The sequence below is a fragment of the Clostridia bacterium genome (assembly GCA_017620395.1).
In the GTDB taxonomy this organism is placed as follows: Bacteria; Bacillota; Clostridia; order Oscillospirales; family RGIG8002; genus RGIG8002.
The window spans coordinates 1-13,870 of the sequence record JAFZQJ010000010.1; the positions used below are offsets into that span (position 1 = coordinate 1).

Here is a 13,870-nt window from a genome sequence, read left to right on the forward strand (position 1 = left end):
ACTTCGTTTGCGTGTGCGACGCGGCGGCCTTGCCGGAAAGCGCGGAAACGAGCCCCGTTACGTCGCTCTGCGCGTGCGCGTGCGCGAAATCGGTTACCTCCGACTTCGTGTGCGTGTGCGACGCGGCGGCCTTGCCGGAGAGCGCGGAAACGAGCCCCGTTACGTCGCTCTGCGCGTGCCCGTGCGCGAAATCGGTTACCTCCGACTTCGTGTGCGTGTGCGACGCGGCGGCCTTGCCTTCGATCGCGGAGGCGAGCTGCTCGGCGACGGAGGCGTCCACCGCCTGCGCGGCGGAGTCCGCTTCGAGGTCGTTCGGCTCAACGCGGAAGGTCAGCATTACGCTGCGTACCCTGCGGACGACCTCCTGACCGGAAACGACTACTCCCTCGACGGTCAGCGTCGCCTTCCCCGCCTCCGAAAGCGGGAGCGCGGGCGCGTCGGCGGTGTAAACGCCGTCGGCGTCCGGCCCGGTAAGCAGCGTGTATCCGCTCGAGCTCCCGCCGGCGGAGCGCCACAGAAGGCGCTTTGCGAGGCCGTTCCAGCCGGAGTCAAAGCGTAGCGCGACGGTAACGGCGGCGACTTCGCCCTGCGTGCCGAGCTCGCGCGATGAGGCGCGGGCGCGGTTTCCGGCGACTTCGATGTTGATGATTCTCTGCATATGTCACTCCTCTTCGGGTTCGGGCTCCGGCGCGGTGAGCGGGAGCGTAACGCCGTTGATGTTTTTGTAATAAAGCCTCCCGTCAGCGCCTTCGAAAAGGGTGTTGATCTGCACCTGCGACGGCGAATACACGCCGACGATGCGGATATAAGGGAAGACGCCGCCGGCGGCTTTATTCGAGGCGAGCAGTACCGGTCCGCCGGGAGCGCCGATATAAAGCGCCTTCGCTTCGGTGCGGTAGCCGAGCTCGTTCTCCTTCAGGTCTGAGGCCGCGGGTACGCCGCTGCCTCTGCGGATGGCGAACCTGTCCATAGGCTCACCCGTTGCTTTCGGCGGCTATGTACGCCGCGGCCGCAACGTCCTGGCGGCGGCTCTGCTCGAGCGCGAGCGCGAACTTGCGCTTGATGCGGACGGGCTCGCCGCGCTTGATCAGGCAGTTCTCGCCGCCGACGGCGACGAAAACGTCGTCTTTGTATCTGTCGCCGTCGCGGAAAAGCTCGACGTCGACGTATTCGTCAAGCCGCGCGTTCTCCGCGGCGACGGGATCGGTAGCTGTTTTGGTCATGGGTGTTCCTCCTTATATCTGCCGCCGCAGGCGGCAATATCACTGACGCGAAGCGTCAATATCGCGTCACGCGAAGCGTGACATATCGCGCCGCCGGAGGCGGCATATCGCATTTGCCGGAGGCAAATATATCGTGCCGACGAAGTCGGCGAAATCCCTCGCTTCGCTCGGTGCGATATATCAGCTTGGCTGATGCGATATATCCGCTGACGCGAATACGATATATCAGCTTAGCTGATGCGATATGCTCGCCTTCGGCGAACGAGCGCTGCTCGCTTCGCTCGTAGCTTTATCCGTTAAACGTGGACGTGGTCTCCACGCGCACCATATACTCTTCCACAAGGCGCTTTGCGGCCTTGGTGGCCTTCCAGCCGACGGTGGCGCGCTGGTCGAGCGGGTCGCCCGAGCCGGCGGAGCCGAGCTGCTTGGTGATGTGGCGCAGTCCGCCGCCCTGTATCTCGGTAACGCCGTAGGCGTTGTCGCCGAGGATGAGGGTGGAGTAGACGGCGCGTCCCTTCGCGCCCGCCTCGCCGGGATAGATAACGGCGTTGGCGGCGGCGGAGCTGATGTTCTCCTTGAGCGTCAGCGTGGCGCTGCCGGCGCTGCCGGAGGTCGCGGAGGCGATCTCGCAGAGCGTGGAGCCGATGATTATCTTCCTGCCGGCGAGCTTGGGCGCGTTGGCGGAGCTGATCGCTTCGGTGACGGCGACGGTCTTGGTCGCGGCGCTGATCTGCGTCTTTACGGTCAGCGTGCGGACGCCGGGAAGCAGGTCGGCGGCGGTGAAGATCTTCGCCTCGCTCGTTTCAACGAAGCGGACGCCGGCGATCTTGCCGATCTCGCCCTCGAAGATATTCTTCGAGCCGGCGTATTCGGAGGGGTTCACCCAGTCGGGATCGCTCATCAGATCGTAGGCGACGTCGGGGTGGACGATCGCGACGTAGGCGCCGTCGATCTTCTCGGCGTTCATCGCCTTGAGCTTGCGGGCGGCGCGCTTGACCATGTCGACGGTCAGGTAGTGGTTGCCGCTCGATTCGCCGCCGACGAGCAGGTGTCTGCCGCTGACGGAGTCGTCCGCGTACTGCACGTTCGTGCCGCCGTTGACGACCTCGCGGACGACGGCGTCGAGGGTGGCGCCCGCCTGCGCTCCGAGCAGCTTGGTCGCCTGGACGATGTTGTTATCGACGGCGGTCAGCAGGAGCATATCGGACATCTCGACGTAGTCGCCGTACTGCGCGATATCGGCGGTGGCGCCGGTAACGGTCAGCTTTCTGCCGGAGGGGGTGACGCCCTCGGTCAGAGGAGTCGTCGCGGCGGGCAGGGGCGAATAGCGTCTGAACTGCACCGTCTTGCCGCCGTTTTTCGCGACGGGCTGCTTCTGGCCGAACTGATCGTGAACGAGCTTCGGAGCCGCGTTGTCGATCAGGTAGTCGGAGTAAAAGGTCTTCATCTCCGCCGACAGATCGCTGTCGGTGGTGACGTTGGTGTCGGCGTCGAAACGCCTGAGGTTGAGGGTGTAAGTGTCGTACTTCATGTGTTTTCCTTTCTTTGTTATCTGCCGCGAAGCGGCAATACCACTATGCGAAGCATAATACCACTGCGGCGAAGCCGCAATATCACTGCCGCGAAGCGTCAATATCACTATGGCGGAGCCATAATATCACTGCCGCCGCAGGCGGCGCTCCGTAGGGGCGATTATCAATCGCCCGCGGCTCCCCTGTGCAAGGGGAGCTGTCATTTTTGCGGAGCAAAAATGACTGAGGGGTTGTCCGTAGGGACGAGCATTGCTCGTCCGGGCATCGATGCACTCACGTCTGTCATTCCGAGGAGCCGCGAACGCGCCGACGAGGAATCCCCTTCCTTATGCAGACGGCTGCGAAAGGTGTGGGATCCCTCGCGCTTCGCGCTCGGGATGACAGCCGCCGCAGGCGGCGCGGCGTTCGCCGCAAGGCGAACTCATAACTCGCCCGAAGGGCGATCATAACTGTAAACTCTAAACTCAATCAGTTTACAGTTTACAACTATGATGCCGCCTGCGGCGGCAGTTATGATGCTCGCTTCGCTCGCAGTTTGCTTTGACCTGCGGTCAAAGCAATCCGCGCATAGCGCGTTCCGCTATCCTCGCGCGCTGTTCGCGGGTAAGACCCGCCATGCCGCCGGTGAGCACGGCGCCTCCGGGGCGCGCCCCGTTCTCGTTCGGGCGCAATCCGCGCAGACGGACGCCGTCCAGCGCACGCGCTTCCGCTTCCGCGGCCGCGGAAACGCGTATCGCTTCTCTCACCTGCGGCATATGCGTCGCCTCATAGGCGGTGCGGAGGCCGACTCCGGCGCGAAGCAGACGGCCGAAAGCCGGCTCCTTCGCGGCGGCGGCGAGGTCGAAGGCGGGGTAGTCCTTCTTCAGCTCCTCCGCTCCCGCGGTCCATTCGGCGTAGAGCGCCTCCGCCTCGTCCGCGAGCCGCGCCGACCGCGCCGCGAAGGTCACGGCAAGCCCGCGTCCCCCGTCCCCGCGCGATCCGCTTCCCGCGCCGTCCCCGCCCGCGCAACCTCTGTCATCCCGAGGAGGCGCGGCCGACGAGGGATCCCCCTCCCTTTCCGGACGGCTGCTTGCGGTGTGGGATTCCTCGCGCTCCGCGTTCGGAACGACAGGCGCTTTCGCGCCGCCTCTGTCATCCCGAGGAGGCGCAGCCGACGAGGGATCCCCTTCCCTTTGCAGACGGCTGCTTGCGGTGTGGGATTCCTCGCGCTCCGCGCTCGGAATGATAGACGCTTTTGCGCCGCTTCCGCTCACGCCCGCGGAAATGGTTTTTTCCTCCATAAAAATCCTCTCTTTCGTACCGTTTCCTCTTGCATTTTTCAGCATATAGTGGTAGACTAATTATATATGTGCAATATGTGCGATAATCGCGTTCAAGGAGAATGCTTATGAGAGCTGCCAGACACGCCCGGACCGGCGTCAAAAAACTTCCGACCGAACTCATCACGCTGCTTTTCATGCCGGCGGCGGTGTTGTTTCTCGAGCTTTGGTTCCGACTCTATTTCGTTTCCGCGCAGGCGGGCGGATTTTTCGACTTCATCGGCCGCTTCTTCGGCGCGGGACTCTGGCTGTCGATCTTCTTCTCGGTCGCGGCGGGGATATTCTTCACGATACTCAGCACCTTCTTCTCGCGGAAGGTCAACCGCCGCATCGCGCTGGTCATACTCGGCATAATCACCGTCTACTTCTGCGTTCAGGCGGTCTACTACCACGGCTTCGGCACGATACTGAAGATCACGCTCGCCGCGGACACCGGCGCGGAGGCGGTGACGCAGTTCGCCGGGAACACGGTGAACTACACCCTCCAGATGCTGTGGTTCATATTCTTCTCGTTCATACCCTTCGCGGCGCTCTTCGTCTTCGGCCGCAGCTGGAAGGCGAAACGCGCTCACGGCGAGACCTGGCACAAGCTCTTCGACAAGCCGCTCATCCGCTATGAGAAATACCCGATCCCCGCGAAGGCGGTGCTCGCCGTCGTCATGGCGGTCATACAGCTCATCCCGTGGGGACTGATAATGATGACAAACAAGACGACCGGACTGCGCGCGCAGTACACGAGCGCCTTCGAGCACACGCTGGCGGCCGAGAAGTTCGGCCTGCTGACGACGGCGCGGCGCGAGCTCGCGATCGCCATCGGCGGCACGAAGGACGTCATCATCCTGCCCGAAGGCGGCGGCAGCGAAGGCTCCGCGCAGGGCAGCGGCAGCAACGAAGGCCCCGTCTACGCGCCCAACGTCATGGACATCGACTTCGACGCGCTCATCGCAAGCGAAAAGGACTCCGACGTCAAGAAGATGCACGAGTACTTCAAGAGCCGCACCCCGACGAAGCAGAACGCCTACACCGGACTCTTCAAGGGCTACAACCTCGTGATGATAACCGCGGAGGGCTTCTCGCCCTACGCGATAAGCAAGGAGCTGACCCCGACGCTGTATAAGATGCAGACCGAGGGCTTCCGCTTCCCGAACTTCTACACCGCGGGCTACGACGACACGATCACCGGCGAGTTCGTGCACACGACCGGCCTGATCCCGTCCAACGAGGTCGCCAACAACCTCAAGAAGGTCAAGAACAACTACCTGCCCTTCACAATGGGCGCGCAGTTCCAGAAGCTGGGCGTCTACACCTACGGCTACCACCCGCACACCTACACCTACTACGGCCGCAACGAAACCCACCCGAACCTCGGCCTGAACGCCTACAAGGGGCGCGGCGGCGGAGTCGTCGACGGCAAGGAGAGCAGCAAGTACGCGCTCGAGCTGGAGCATCCGCGCTACTGGCCGGAGAGCGACCTCGAAGCCGTTCAGGCCTCCTTCAACGACTACGCGGGCAAGAACGACGACAAGCCGTTCTTCGCCTACTACATGTCGGTCAGCGGCCACAAGGACTACTACTTCGAAGACAACATGATGAGCTGGAAGAACCGCGAGCTCGTCAAGGATCTCCCCTACTGCGAGGAGGACCGCGCCTACATCTCCTGCAACATCGAGCTGGACAGAGCGATGGAGTGGCTGATGGCGGAGCTTCAGAAGACGGGCGAGCTTGACACGACGGTCTTCTGCATCACGCCGGACCATAAGCCGCAGATGCTCACCGACGCGCAGGTCGAGGAGATGGCGGGCAGAAAGCTCGACGGCGAATTCGAGATCTACCGCAGCGTCTTCCTGCTCTACTGCGCGGGCTACAAGGACGCGCCGGAGATCACCGCTCCCGCCAACAGCGTGGATATAATCCCGACGGTCTCCAACCTCTTCGGCTTCGAATACGACAGCCGCCTGCTCTTCGGGCGCGACCTGCTCGATCCGACCGCGGAGCCGATAATCACGCTCCGCACGCGCAGCTGGATAAGCGACAAGGGGCGCTACAACTTCCGCACCAAGACCTTCGAGCCCGCCGCGGGAGTGAACTTCCCCTCGCAGCAGTCGATAGACAACTACGTCGAGCGCGTCAACAACGTCGTCAGCAACAAGTTCCGCATGTCGCACAACGTGATATTCAAGGACTATTACAGGAAAGTGTTTAAGAAGTAATCGCGTGTAAAGCGAAGCTTCGCAGTCAGGCTCCCCTGTGCAAGGGGAGCTGTCGAGAAGGGCAACGCCCTTCGAGACTGAGGGGTTGTCAGAGCCGCGGCCTGACCGAGCCCGCAGGCGAGACGCTGTCGAGAAGGGCAACGCCCTTCGAGACTGAGGGGTTGTCACAAAGGAGTCAACATGGAGCGCAAGCACAATCGCGAGCTCGTTCCCGTCGCCAGAACTCTTCGTAAAAGCATGACGAAGGAAGAGCGGAAACTGTGGTACGAATACCTGCGCGCCCATCCCGTTAAATTCACGCGTCAAAAGGTGCTCGGCGCGTACGTTGCGGATTTCTACTGCGCAAAGGTCAAGCTCGTTATCGAACTCGACGGCTCCCAGCACTACCTTGACGGCGGCCCGCGGCGCGACGCCGTGCGAACCGGCTACCTGAACAACTTCGGCGTTACAGTTCTGCGAATACCGAATAATTACGTCAACTCAAATCTTCGCGGCGTATGTGAATACATTGATAACGCCGTTGCGCTTATGCTGAAAGGCGAAACCCCGCCGCCGATTGTATAGCACCGCAAAACTTTGTCCGGCTCTCCTGTGCAAGGGGAGCCGTCGTTTTTGCCTGAAAAACGACCGAGGGATTGTCATTCCTTTCGCAGCAGCGCGGCCTTGGCTCCCCTGTGCAAGGGGAGCTGTCGAGAAGGGCAACGCCCTTCGAGACTGAGGGGTTGTCCCCCTCCCCTCGCAGCAGCGCGGCCTTGGCTCCCCTGTGCAAGGGGAGCTGTCAGCGCCGTTGAAAACGGCGATGACTGAGGGGTTGTTGGTCGTCGAAAAGCCGTGTTATCATTGCACAACCCCTCCGTCAGTCGCTCCCAGCGGTCGCGCCTGCCACCTCCCCTTGCACAGGGGAGGCATCCGCCCGCATATCACGTCCGCGCAAGCGGATATATCACTTTGCGCGAAGCGCAAACTCCACCGCGGCTTTGCCCTCGAAATCGAGCATCCTCATCGCCGTAAGCGCGGCGTCGCGGTTCTCGGGCCTGAAAAATCCCATAGCGAAAAGCTCTTTTGCGAGCTCGTTCTGCTCCATACGCGAGAACGGGCTCTTTTTTTCCGCGCTGACGCGGATATCGAAGACGGGGCGGCGCGTCCAGACGCCGCCGTCCGGCGCGGGCGTCTCCTGCACCGCGATCCCCTCGTTCGAGAAGGTGAAAAACTCGGCGGCGGAGGCCTTCCCCTCGAGGGGAAGGTGGCGCGAAGCGCCGGATGAGGTGTCGCCTTCCGCGCTCTGCCTCATATCATATCCCCCCGGGCCGGTCACGCGGAAGACTCTGCCCTCTTTATAAAACTGCCTTATCAGCTCCACTACAGTCTCGCCTATCCTCGCGAAGGCGCGGTAGGACGCGGCGATGACGTCGCGGCTGATCTTGTTGCCGGCCTCCTGCAGCGCGATTATCGCGGAGGCCGCGGTGACGCCGCCTCTGACGCCGCCCTCGGTGAAGTCGCGGCTGCCGCTGGTCTCCTTCAGCTCGTTGATCTTCATCTGCAGCATCGTGGAGGCGAGGTTGGAGACGGGCGCGGCGATTATCTGGCGCACGCGTGTCTCGTCCGGCTCGCCCTCGACCTCGACGAGCGGCTTCGACCAGTCGAGGAACTCGTCGGGATTGAGGCCGGCGTTCTTCCTTATGAAAAACCTCGGCTTGCTGGTCATGACGGTGTTCTCCATAATGACCTGCGAGAGGCGGTCGATATACGCCTGTGGATCCTTCATCACGTCTACGTAGCCGAAGCCGACGGGCGTGCCCTCCTCGGGGAAGAGCACGTCGAAGACGACGGGGTAGCGTCCGTGGTCGTAGTAGCCGCGTTCGGCGTAGAGCTCATCGTTTTCGGAGGCGTAGAGCAGCGTCTCGCCCGCGAACTTGCAGTAGTGCAGGACGGTCTTTCCGTCCCGCTTTTTCTTATAGTACCAGTCGACGACGAGGGTCTTGTCCTCGGTGGAAACGGATTCGTCGAAGACGTACTCCTTGACGTCGATGACCTTGCCGGCGCGGTCCTTTTTAAGCTGCGGGTACTCCTGCGTCAGCAGGTCTGTATCCTGCAGGCCGACGATGAAGAGATCGCGCGACTGCTGGATATCGGTTATGCCCGGCTGCCAGAAGACGTTGAGCAGGTCGAGCTTGCGGACGGAGACGTCGCCGACGCCGCCGTCGAGGGAGGGATCCCAGAAGACGCCGTAGACGGCGGTGCCGTTCTTGAGCTTGTACCACCAGCAGTCGGAGTAGGTCTGCTCGAAACCGCATCGCTCGAAGACGACCGGCAGCACCTTTGAAAGCTGCCCGGCGGCGGGGCGGTCGGACTCCTCGCGCGGCAGGACGTTCGCGACGGGGAAGGCGTCCATCGCGTCGGCGTGCTTCGACGCGAGCGAGGAGAAGAGCCACGCGCTGACGGGCTGCTCGCGGTCGGCGGCGCTTTTGCGGAGCACCTCCCAGTGGCGCAGCTTGTACCAGCGCTCGTTCTCGACGACGCGCTTCTCGAGGGACGCCTTCGCGGCCTTGTACTTTTTCAGCGTTTCCGCCGCGCGCCGCACGTCCGCGGTTGTGATTGTGTTGTTGGGCATGGTTGTTTTCCTTTCTTTCATCTGCCGCCAAAGGCGGCAATACCACTATGCGAAGCATAATACCACTGCGGCGAAGCCGCAATATCACTGACGCGAAGCGTCAATATCACCGCCGCCGCAGGCGGCGCTTTTTCCGAGGCGGAGCCGAGGGACCCCGCCGCCGCAGGCGGCGCCTTGGCTCCCTCAGACGAGGGAGCTGTCGAGGACGGCGTACACGCCGTCCGAGACTGAGGGAGGGAAAGCTGCGTTTCAACCGCAAACCTCGCGACAGAGGAACGGCTTTTCCCTCCCTCCGTCTTGCCGTCCGCTGACGCGTCCGTCAATCCACCTCCCTCGTCTGAGGGAGGTCCGCTCGCTTCGCTCGCGGTGATATTGCTCCGCTGCGCCGCGCAGTGATATTTGCCTGTCGGCAAGTGATATTGCGCGCCTCCGGCGCACAGTGGTATTGCGCCTTCGGCGCAGATATCTCCCCCGCTCACAGCTTCAGCCACTCATACCGCCCCTGCTCCCCCTCGTCCAGCGGCGAATACGGCTTCGCCTTCGGCCGCGGGGAAACGGAGGACGCGATCGGCCACGCCATGAGCACGTAGCGGCACTCGTCGTAGGCGTGGTCCTCCTGCGAGGTGTCGACGTCCTCGGGGTCGACGCTCGAATAGGTCAGCGACGGGAGCGTCCTGATGAAATTGCGGCAGGTGTTGAAGACGTAAAACCCCGGCTCGCCGCGTTCGTCGAAGGCGAGGCGGTCGTGGAGCTGCATCTTGCCCGCGATGCGGGTGTTGTCGCCGCGGTCGAAGTAAACGCCGCGCCGCTCCATCAGCGAAGCGACGCTGTCGCCGCGGCTCTCGTCGAAGATGGACGGGTCGGCGATCCCGTGTATATACCGCCCCTTCAGGTTCGGGTCGGACGCCTCCGCCGCCTTGATCTCCTCGGCGATGCGGCTCGGCTCCCAGCGCACGCCGACGTTGGGCGCGCCGGCGCAGCCGTAAAGCTCGCGCACGCGGTAGACGCGGCGGTCGCCGTCCACGGCGTACCACCCGACCGAGAACGGCTTGGCGTAGCCGAAGTCGAACCCGCGGTAGAGGCTCCACGCTTTCGGTATCGCGAAGGGCGCGATGACGTGCGTGCCGCGGCGCGTTTCGTAGCCCGCGGGGTCGTCGCGCCACTCGGCGAAGACCTGCCCGCTGAAGGAGTCCCAGTCGCCGTAGAGCAGCGCCGCCTTCTCGGCGGGAGGCAGCATAGCGAGCCGCCCGACGTAGTCGGGATCGTTCTTCAGCAGCGCGAAGTTGTCGAAAACAGTTGAATTGATAAATACGCGGCTGCGCGGAAACGTCTTTACGCTGCCGTCGGGCATACGCGCCTCGACGGATTCGGTTATCGTCGTGGCGGGCGGCGCGGGCGTGATGAACCTCGCCTTCACCCAGCCGTGTCCGACGCCGCCGGGGTTGGCGGTGGCGCGGACGTAGCCGACGGTGCCGGGGCCGTTGGCGCGGTTGCGCGAGAACATATAGGAGTATTCCTCCCATGTGAAGTGCGTCAGCTCGTCGAACGCGACGTAGTCGAAGCTCTTGCCCTGATACTTCACGCGGTCCTCGGGGCGCTGCATCGCGCCGAAGACGATCTTCGCGCCGGAGGGGAACGTCCAGTAGTGCTCGGAGGCGTTGAAACGCGCGGCCGGCACGGCGCGGGGGTAGTAATAGAGCGACTTTTCGATCAGCTCGGAGAGCTGGGGGTAGGTCTTGCGGAGTATCAGCCCCTTGTAGTGCGGGAAGCGTATCTGCCGCAGCGCCTCCATGACGAGCGCCTCGCTCTTGCCGCCGCCGGCGGCTCCGCCGTAAAGCGCCTCGTATTCAGTCCGCCGCATGAAGGCGGCCTGGCGGGGCTGCGGAGTCCATATAGTGTGAGGCATAACGGTATCCTTCCTGCTCCTGCACGACGCGCGGTGTCCCGCGGTGAAATTGCGCCTTTCGGCGCAGTGAAATTATCTCGCTTGCGCCCGATAGTGAAATTGCGCCGCCGGCGCAGTGAAATTGACGCTTCGCGTCAGTTAAGGAACAAATCGGCTGCGCCGATTTGAATATATTCAAATTGCCGCAGGCAATTTGGTCGTTGAACTGCGAGCGAAGCGAAGCAATTTCACTGCGGTTTATCCGCAATTTCACTATGCCGAAGGCATAATTTCACTGCGGGCTCTCCGAGCCCGCTTCCCTCTCCGCTATCTCTATCACGCCGACGGGATCCGCTTCGCGCCCGCCGGCGATCGCGCGCTTGAGCTCCTCGACGCCCTTGAGCGCTTTGACCGCCTCGCCGAGCCACTTGATATCGACGCTCGTCCGCACGCTCCCGTCAGCGCGCTGCGTTTCGCTGCGGAACGCCCCGTCTTCAACGGCTTCGCGGATGCCTTTCGCGATCCCGTCGGCGGCGTCGTATTCCTTTTTCAGCATTTTTTCGATCCGGCTCAATGAAACTCCTCGCTTTCGCGTAAATCGGCCACCCTCACGTTTTCGGGGAACGCCTCGGCGAGCTTCTTCAGCCCGACGAGCGCGAACTCGAAGTAGGGCTTCGCGACCGCCCCGGCGCAGACGATACGGCATTCGCCGTCGCCCTCGCCGACGAAGAGCGAAAAGAACTCCTCGTCGTGCTTGAGCAGCACCGCCGCGAGCGTACCCGTCAGCGCGGACGCCGCCGCGCAGACGATATCCCCGCCCAAGCCTTCCCCTTGAGGGGAAGGCGGCGCCGCCTTTCCGCCGTATCCCGCGTGACCGGAGCAAACCAGCTCCCGCACGCCGTTCGTATCCTTATAGCTTACCGTGATCATACTTTCCCTCCCGTCCGCGCGCCGTTTTTCCGTAGGGACGAGCATTGCTCGTCCGCGCAGTCACGCTGAACGCCGTCCTCTGTCATTCCGAGCGCAGCGAGGAATCCCCCGCCGTAAGCAGCGCGTTCGGGAAGCTCCCTCAGACGAGGGAGCTGTCGCCGAAGGCGACTGAGGGAGGGATAAACCTTCCCTTTTTATCAGGCGTCGCCTCAAGAGACAGGGCTTTTCCCTCCCTCCGTCTTGCCGTCCGCTGACGCGTCCGTCAATCCACCTCCCTCGTCTGAGGGAGGTTCCCCGGCGCACCGCAAAGCGCCGTCCTCTGTCATCCTGAGCGGAGCGGCGGAACGCCGCGCAGCCGAAGGATCTCACGCAGCGCAGCGGTCGGTCTGTCATCCTGAGCGGAGCGACCGACGGGAGCGCAGTCGAAGGATCTTAAAGACGAGGTTGTGTTAATAATAAAAGTGTGTATTCGGAGCAGTCGGTAATGCTCATACTCCGACTGCGCACTTTCCCGATAACACTACCGTTACCTTCAAGATCCTTCGACTTCGTAACGCTGCGCGTTACTTCGCTCAGGATGACAACGTATGCGCTTACGTTCTGTCATTCCGAGGAGGAGGCAACGCCTCCGACGAGGAATCCCCCGCCTTACGCAGCCGTCTGCGAAAGATGTGGGATCCCTCGGGCTTCGCCCTCGGGATGACAGCTTTGACGCCCGCGCGCTTGTGCTTTCAATAGACTAACTATTGAAATATTACCACCGTTTTCCGGCTTGTCAAGCGGATTTCGCCGTTTTCTACCTTTTGCACAACGAATATAATAGCGTTTCTATTTACGTTTGTGCAAACCGCCGAAAATAAGAAATATTCTATTATTTTTCTCAAATAAGTTGACAATTACTATTATTTCGGGTTATAATAGGCGCGAAAGATGCGACGCGCGCCGCCCCCGGGGCGGGATCCGCGTCCGTGAAAGGACTGATACGTATGCCGCGCAACGTCCCCGGCAACAACCTCAAACTCCTCCGCAAGGAAGCGAAGCTCTCGCAGGCGGAGCTTTCCGCGCTGCTCGGCGTGCACCAGACCGCCGTCTCGCAGTGGGAATGCGGCCGCACCGCGCCGGACGTCCGCTCGCTCAAAAAGCTCGCGGCGCTCTACTCCGTGACGATCGAAACGCTGCTCGGCGGCGGAGAAGCGCCGGTCGAGGCCGCCGATCCCGGGAAATACGAGGAGGTGCGCAGACGCGTCCGCGTCACGAGCCGCCGCGTGCCGATACTCGGAAGCGTGCAGGCGGGCGCGCCCGTCAGCGCGGTCGAGGATATAGTCGGCTACGTCGCGCTCGACGAGGACTTCGGCGGCGAAGACGGTGAGTATTTCGCGCTGCGCGTCCGCGGCGACAGCATGGAGCCGCGCTTCATGGAGGACGACGTCGTGATCGTGCGCCGCCAGGACGACGCCGAAACCGGCGACGTGGTCGTCGCGCTGACCGGAGACGAAGCGACGATAAAGCAGCTGCGCAAGCGTGACGACGGCGTGCTGCTGATGCCCTTCAACCGCGCCTACGAGCCGCTCTTCTTCACCGGCGCCGAAGCCGAATCCCTCCCCCTCCGCATCCTCGGCAAGGTCGTGGAATTAAGGGCGAAGATATGAGGCGCGTTCCGCAGGGGCGACGCCCCCGCGCCTTTCGCCCGCGCCTTTCGCGCTCACGTCTGTCATCCCGAGGGCGAAGCGTGGTTCGCGCCCACGCCTGTCATCCCGAGGGCGAAGCCCGAGGGATCCCACACCGAAAGAAGACGGCTGCAAAGGGAGGGGGATTCCTCGCTGCGCTCGGAATGACAGAACGTAAACGCACGCGTTGTCATCCTGAGCGAAGTAACGCGTAGCGTTACGAAGTCGAAGGATCCTGAAGGTAACGGCAGTGTTATCGGAAAAGTGCGCAGTCGGAAACGGGGGTTACGCTTCGTTTTCTTTCGCGGCGTTGCGCCCAAAAGGGACAGATCGTCTTTAAGATCCTTCGACTGCGCGATGCTTCGCATCGCTCCGCTCAGGATGACAAACGCTCTGCGTAAGGATAATTCAAATTGCCGCAGGCAATTTGCTCCTTAACTGACGCGAAGCGTCAATATCACTGCGGCGAAGCCGCAATATCACTATCGCGGAG

The 13,870-nt window shown here is 62.5% G+C and carries 11 protein-coding genes and 2 pseudogenes; 3 read left to right on the plus strand and 10 right to left on the minus strand.

Annotated elements, in window-relative coordinates; translation table 11 throughout:
• The 6 genes and pseudogenes from J5441_01465 to J5441_01490 all read right to left on the minus strand — a co-directional run.
• Positions 1–337, minus strand: a 337-nt coding sequence (locus tag J5441_01465; protein MBO4933824.1) for a hypothetical protein, incomplete at its 3' end; no start/stop codon positions are given.
• A 324-nt stretch (positions 338–661) separates the two neighbouring features.
• The gene (locus tag J5441_01470; protein MBO4933825.1) at positions 662–970 is read right to left on the minus strand and encodes a hypothetical protein; all 309 of its coding nucleotides are present in this window, start codon (positions 968–970) and stop codon (positions 662–664) included.
• A gap of 4 nt (positions 971–974) precedes the next feature.
• Positions 975–1,223 carry a hypothetical protein gene (locus tag J5441_01475; protein MBO4933826.1) on the minus strand — a complete coding sequence of 83 codons (249 nt, stop codon included), beginning with the start codon at positions 1,221–1,223 and terminating at the stop codon, positions 975–977.
• 289 nt (positions 1,224–1,512) lie between these two features.
• Positions 1,513–1,728: pseudogene (locus J5441_01480) on the minus strand (N4-gp56 family major capsid protein).
• 267 nt (positions 1,729–1,995) lie between these two features.
• A pseudogene (locus tag J5441_01485) lies at positions 1,996–2,754 on the minus strand (N4-gp56 family major capsid protein).
• A gap of 552 nt (positions 2,755–3,306) precedes the next feature.
• Entirely contained in the window at positions 3,307–4,035 is a 729-nt protein-coding gene (locus tag J5441_01490; GenBank protein MBO4933827.1) for a hypothetical protein, read from the minus strand.
• A gap of 107 nt (positions 4,036–4,142) precedes the next feature.
• Here J5441_01490 and J5441_01495 point away from each other — a divergent pair, with 107 nt between their 5' ends.
• Both J5441_01495 and J5441_01500 read left to right on the plus strand, forming a co-directional pair.
• Positions 4,143–6,284 (plus strand): sulfatase-like hydrolase/transferase, encoded by a 2,142-nt coding sequence (locus J5441_01495; GenBank protein ID MBO4933828.1) that lies wholly within the window; start codon positions 4,143–4,145, stop codon positions 6,282–6,284.
• Positions 6,285–6,464: 180 nt separating this feature from the next.
• Positions 6,465–6,848, plus strand: coding sequence for a DUF559 domain-containing protein (locus J5441_01500; protein ID MBO4933829.1), 384 nt, complete (start codon positions 6,465–6,467; stop codon positions 6,846–6,848).
• A gap of 379 nt (positions 6,849–7,227) precedes the next feature.
• Here J5441_01500 and J5441_01505 read toward each other — a convergent pair whose 3' ends face one another.
• The 4 genes from J5441_01505 to J5441_01520 form a co-directional block, all read right to left on the minus strand.
• Complete coding sequence (locus J5441_01505) at positions 7,228–8,895, minus strand: hypothetical protein (protein MBO4933830.1); 1,668 nt, start codon at positions 8,893–8,895, stop codon at positions 7,228–7,230.
• Between the two features lie 475 nt (positions 8,896–9,370).
• Positions 9,371–10,801, minus strand: a complete 1,431-nt coding sequence (locus J5441_01510; protein ID MBO4933831.1) for a terminase family protein — start codon at positions 10,799–10,801, stop codon at positions 9,371–9,373.
• Between the two features lie 271 nt (positions 10,802–11,072).
• Positions 11,073–11,354: a hypothetical protein gene (locus tag J5441_01515; GenBank protein MBO4933832.1), complete on the minus strand. Its 282-nt coding sequence runs from the start codon at positions 11,352–11,354 to the stop codon at positions 11,073–11,075.
• Positions 11,351–11,710: a ribosomal-processing cysteine protease Prp gene (locus tag J5441_01520; GenBank protein MBO4933833.1), complete on the minus strand. Its 360-nt coding sequence runs from the start codon at positions 11,708–11,710 to the stop codon at positions 11,351–11,353. The genes J5441_01515 and J5441_01520 overlap by 4 nt, the downstream gene beginning before the upstream one ends.
• Before the next feature lie 986 nt (positions 11,711–12,696).
• Between J5441_01520 and J5441_01525 the strand changes: the two genes are divergently transcribed.
• Positions 12,697–13,359 carry a helix-turn-helix domain-containing protein gene (locus J5441_01525; GenBank protein ID MBO4933834.1) on the plus strand — a complete coding sequence of 221 codons (663 nt, stop codon included), beginning with the start codon at positions 12,697–12,699 and terminating at the stop codon, positions 13,357–13,359.
• Positions 13,360–13,870 lie beyond the last annotated feature (511 nt).

Coding starts and splice junctions, on each gene's coding strand:
- J5441_01520 (MBO4933833.1), bottom strand. CDS start 11,710: ATGATCACGGTAAGCTATAAGGATACGAACGGCGTGCGGGAGCTGGTT.
- J5441_01470 (MBO4933825.1), bottom strand. CDS start 970: ATGGACAGGTTCGCCATCCGCAGAGGCAGCGGCGTACCCGCGGCCTCA.
- J5441_01495 (MBO4933828.1), top strand. CDS start 4,143: ATGAGAGCTGCCAGACACGCCCGGACCGGCGTCAAAAAACTTCCGACC.
- J5441_01510 (MBO4933831.1), bottom strand. CDS start 10,801: ATGCCTCACACTATATGGACTCCGCAGCCCCGCCAGGCCGCCTTCATG.
- J5441_01505 (MBO4933830.1), bottom strand. CDS start 8,895: ATGCCCAACAACACAATCACAACCGCGGACGTGCGGCGCGCGGCGGAA.
- J5441_01500 (MBO4933829.1), top strand. CDS start 6,465: ATGGAGCGCAAGCACAATCGCGAGCTCGTTCCCGTCGCCAGAACTCTT.
- J5441_01475 (MBO4933826.1), bottom strand. CDS start 1,223: ATGACCAAAACAGCTACCGATCCCGTCGCCGCGGAGAACGCGCGGCTT.
- J5441_01525 (MBO4933834.1), top strand. CDS start 12,697: ATGCCGCGCAACGTCCCCGGCAACAACCTCAAACTCCTCCGCAAGGAA.
- J5441_01490 (MBO4933827.1), bottom strand. CDS start 4,035: ATGGAGGAAAAAACCATTTCCGCGGGCGTGAGCGGAAGCGGCGCAAAA.